Genomic DNA, 3,670 nt, shown 5'->3' with positions numbered 1-3,670 from the left:
TGAAAAATTGGTGGATAGTGTCTATGGCAAAGAACAGGATTACACCAAAAAAACAGGCATTGAATATAAAAATATTTATGTGCCAAGCCATGCCAATGAAAATCTATTAGACCGTCAAACGCTTTGGAATGAAGTTGAGAAAAGCGAACTTAAAAAAAATGGTGATCTCAAGACCACCGCAAGACTTGCCAAAGAGTTTGAAATTGCATTTCCGCATGAAGTCGATGCTGACACCCGAAAAAGAATGCTCGATGAATTGGCGCAGACCCTCGTTAAAAATCACAATGTCATCGTCGATGCTGTGATCCATGCACCACATACCAAGAGTGGCAGCGATGAGCGCAATTACCACGCTCATATCATGTTTACCACCCGAAGCATTAACGAACAGGGCGAACTAGGCAAAAAAGCGAGAGAATTTAACGATGATGGCAAAAATCTAACCCTTGCCTACCGTGAATTATGGGCAAATATGGTCAATCTGGAATTGGAGCAGATCGGCACACAGGAACGAGTAAGCCATTTGAGTTACAGCGACCTGAAATATGACCTAGAACCGACTGTTCACGAAGGGAGCAAGATTACACAGCTCCGCAGGCAGGGTATTGATACCGAAATCAGCCTGAAAAACGATGCAATCAAGGCGAGAAATGCCGAAAAAATAGCGCATGAGCAGATCATCAAAGGACTTGATCAAGAAATCATTACAACAAATAGCGTTATAACCGACCTAAAATGCTCACAGTTGAACGAAATCAAACAAACCCATACCGAACTACCAACTCAAGATAAAAACACCATAGAGCGCAATTCAGCGCAATCTACAGGCATACAACAACCCTATCAGGAAGCAAAAGAACACTTATCCAACCTAGAACAGCAGATTCAACACATGGAGAATAACGAACCTCCAGCGAAAAAATTCGGGTTATTTGCCAACAAAGATCATGAAAATTGGAAAGAAACCCTGAAAAATCTAAGGGATGACAGGGAAAAAACACAAAAACAGGTTGATCAATTGATCATTGAGCAGATGAAAAAACCTAAAAACCACCTGTCCAAAGGTTTTAGTCAAAAGACAAAAGAAGAATCTAAAAAATTGGATTTTGAGAACGTCTACCGCCAATTAAATCAGGAACAAAAACAGGCGTATAATGCTTTTAAATCCACACTATCAGAGCGTTTCAGCGATTCACAATTAGAATTAAAATTGAAACAGGTACAAGATAAATTCATCGAAAAATACCAAGAAAACCCGAATTTTGAGATGCCTAAACCTGAACCACAACGTCCACAGCAACAGGATTTTGTACGTGGTGCGATCAAAGATGATCAGTACAAAGGGCGTTAAACTTATCTTTTTTGTCTTTTAATTAAGAATATCTAAACATTATCAAAAGGTTATAAGCGAGTGTCTACGAGCGACACAATGAAAAGTTGCGCCTCGACCCTCTGAAAAACCGCTTTTGCTCTTTTTTTGCCCCTAGATATTTGTATTTAGCGAGTGTCTACGAGCGAAGTATTGGAGCTTTTGCTTTTCAAAAAATATGAGCGAAGCGAATTCATAGTTGCTTTTGCCTTTTTGAGGTTCACAAACAGGATTAATAAATAACTGCCCCTCAGACCGAGCAAAGCGAGGTCAAAATGTCACGAGCTTTAGCGAGTGCCATAGGGCAGTTATCCACAACTTTTTTTGAGTACACCCCTTTTTTTATATTTTTAAAGGTTTTTAAAGGTTTTTAGACCCCCTTCAAAGCCTTGCTGTATATAGCTTTGCGAGAGTTAAAAGGGAGGGATTGTCGGTGAAAGGGGAGGGATTGTCGGTGAAAGGGGAGGGATTGTCGGTGAAAAGGGGAGGGATTGTCGGTGAAAAAGGAGAGATACAAATTTCTCCTTTTAATTCATAAGTAGGAGTGTTATAAAAATCTCCTAATACTAAAAAGGGAGAGATTGTCGGGTGAGTAATGATCTAATCGTCATGGATAATTCCATTGTTAAAGCATCATACAATTTAAGTGTCAGCGAACAGCGTTTATTGTTATCTGCATTGGCTCAAATTCCTAAGAACAAACCTATAGACCCTAAACAAGCCTATTACATAACGAGAGAGGACTTTGTCCGATTGGGTGCAAATGCAGATCAGGCAACAAGAGATATTAGAAATGCAACTAAAGACTTGATGAAAAAAACATTACTTATAGATACCAATGCAGGAATATTAGAGTTCCATTGGTTATCCGAAGTTCTACGTTTTGATAAAAATGCTGATGCTCGATTAAAATTAAAATACCCAAATCCAGAAGATTATAAAAACTATATAAATGGGTTAAGAAAATATAACTTATTAGAATCTCTGCCTGTTGGAAGACATAGTGATGATATTGTGGCTAGGGTTGTGTTTGATAGCCGTATTTTGCCTTTGCTTAGTGAGTTACAAGACAATTTCACACAGTTTGTCATTGATGATGTTGCAGGTTTTGGGAGTGTTTATAGCTTCCGTTTTTATCAAATGATGATGCAGTTTAAATCCACAGGTTATTGTAAAGTCAGTTTAGATGACCTCCGTTATGCTTTAGCCTTATTTGAAAAATATGAAGCAACTAAAGATTTAAGAAAGTGGGTTATTGATACAGCAGTCAATGAAATTAATGAAAAAACACCCTATAAAGTGAGTTACGAATTAATAAAATCAGGGCGTAAATTCACGCATTTAGAACTAAAATTTAAATTAAAAGCAGAATCTAAAAAAGCAACATCGTTAAGGGATCAAAATACACCTGACCTATTTCACAAAATGTCTGATAGTCAAATCAATACTTACAGCTCAATTTTGTCGAAACTTCATAGTATTAGTGATCTAGCAGAAAATAAGGACTACTCTGCATTTGCTGTATGGATTTCAAACATTCTACGAGATCCGCAATCAGTCCGTGAAGAAACAGCCAAACGTATATTTAAGGCTTTACGGACAGAAACAGACTTCAAAGGGTGAGTTATGAAAAAAGACATTATGCAGGTCAATCAAGAAGTAATCCGCAAACAAAATGAAGCTGTTGGCAATCCAAACCATCCTATCAATGACGGCTTAAATATTTACTTTGAAGAAAGAAAACGTAAGTTGGCAGAGATTAAAAAATCACAGTCCAAATAACTTTCTATCCCGATCTTCTGTTAAATACTCGTTTAAATCAGCGAGTATTTTTGTTTTCTTCTCTTCATTTTCCATTTGTTTAAGTGCCAAAGAACCAAGTAGGATTTTACGTCTAGTATCGTCCTTTCTTTTTTGTTCCGTGATCTTCTTTTTTTCACGTGCTTCTATTGCCTGTTTCTGAGCTTTCAATTGTTTTAAACGCTCTTCTTGTTTAGCAATTTTTTGTTCTAAAGATTCATTTTTCATTGTAATTCCAAAGCCTAAAAAACCACAGTCAGCATAAGCGCACATGAATTGAAATTCAAGGTGCTATCTGCTATCGTGGTTTTCCCGAAGGGCGCACTTACCCATTTTTTTAACTTCGTAAAAAATGGACGTTGCGTAAGGGGATTCCCCTTAACCCCAAAAGCAAAAACGGAAGAAGACAAAAGAGAAAATGGCAATCTATCATTTTTCAATTAAGAACATAGGACGCAGTAACGGACAAAGTGCCGTAGCTTCTGCTGCCTATCGTTCAGG

Annotated in this window: 4 protein-coding genes; 3 read left to right on the top strand and 1 reads right to left on the bottom strand. The window is 37.6% G+C overall.

All coding sequences use genetic code 11. The features are described from left to right. The 3 genes from A6M14_RS07310 to A6M14_RS14100 form a co-directional block, all read left to right on the top strand. Positions 1-1,351, top strand: a 1,351-nt coding sequence (locus A6M14_RS07310; RefSeq protein ID WP_152874321.1) for a MobA/MobL family protein, incomplete at its 5' end; no start/stop codon positions are given. A 627-nt stretch (positions 1,352-1,978) separates the two neighbouring features. Further along, positions 1,979-2,992 carry a RepB family plasmid replication initiator protein gene (locus tag A6M14_RS07305; protein ID WP_152874320.1) on the top strand — a complete coding sequence of 338 codons (1,014 nt, stop codon included), beginning with the start codon at positions 1,979-1,981 and terminating at the stop codon, positions 2,990-2,992. Positions 2,993-2,995: 3 nt separating this feature from the next. Beyond that, complete coding sequence (locus A6M14_RS14100) at positions 2,996-3,151, top strand: hypothetical protein (RefSeq protein WP_171500254.1); 156 nt, start codon at positions 2,996-2,998, stop codon at positions 3,149-3,151. Here A6M14_RS14100 and A6M14_RS07300 read toward each other — a convergent pair. Then, positions 3,137-3,397 carry a mobilization protein gene (locus tag A6M14_RS07300; RefSeq protein WP_152874319.1) on the bottom strand — a complete coding sequence of 87 codons (261 nt, stop codon included), beginning with the start codon at positions 3,395-3,397 and terminating at the stop codon, positions 3,137-3,139. The two genes, A6M14_RS14100 and A6M14_RS07300, sit on opposite strands and share 15 nt — an antisense overlap. Between the last annotated feature and the right edge of the window lie 273 nt (positions 3,398-3,670).

Origin of the sequence: Acinetobacter portensis (assembly GCF_009372215.1) — a bacterium.
In the GTDB taxonomy this organism is placed as follows: Bacteria; Pseudomonadota; Gammaproteobacteria; order Pseudomonadales; family Moraxellaceae; genus Acinetobacter; species Acinetobacter portensis.
The sequence above is the reverse complement of the archived record's forward strand: the minus strand, read 5'-3'. Positions and strand labels throughout refer to the sequence as shown.

What these genes read in the sequence shown, in the direction of transcription:
- A6M14_RS07300 (WP_152874319.1), bottom strand. Translation starts at nt 3,397, where the DNA reads ATGAAAAATGAATCTTTAGAACAAAAAATTGCTAAACAAGAAGAGCGT.
- A6M14_RS14100 (WP_171500254.1), top strand. Translation starts at nt 2,996, where the DNA reads ATGAAAAAAGACATTATGCAGGTCAATCAAGAAGTAATCCGCAAACAA.
- A6M14_RS07305 (WP_152874320.1), top strand. Translation starts at nt 1,979, where the DNA reads ATGGATAATTCCATTGTTAAAGCATCATACAATTTAAGTGTCAGCGAA.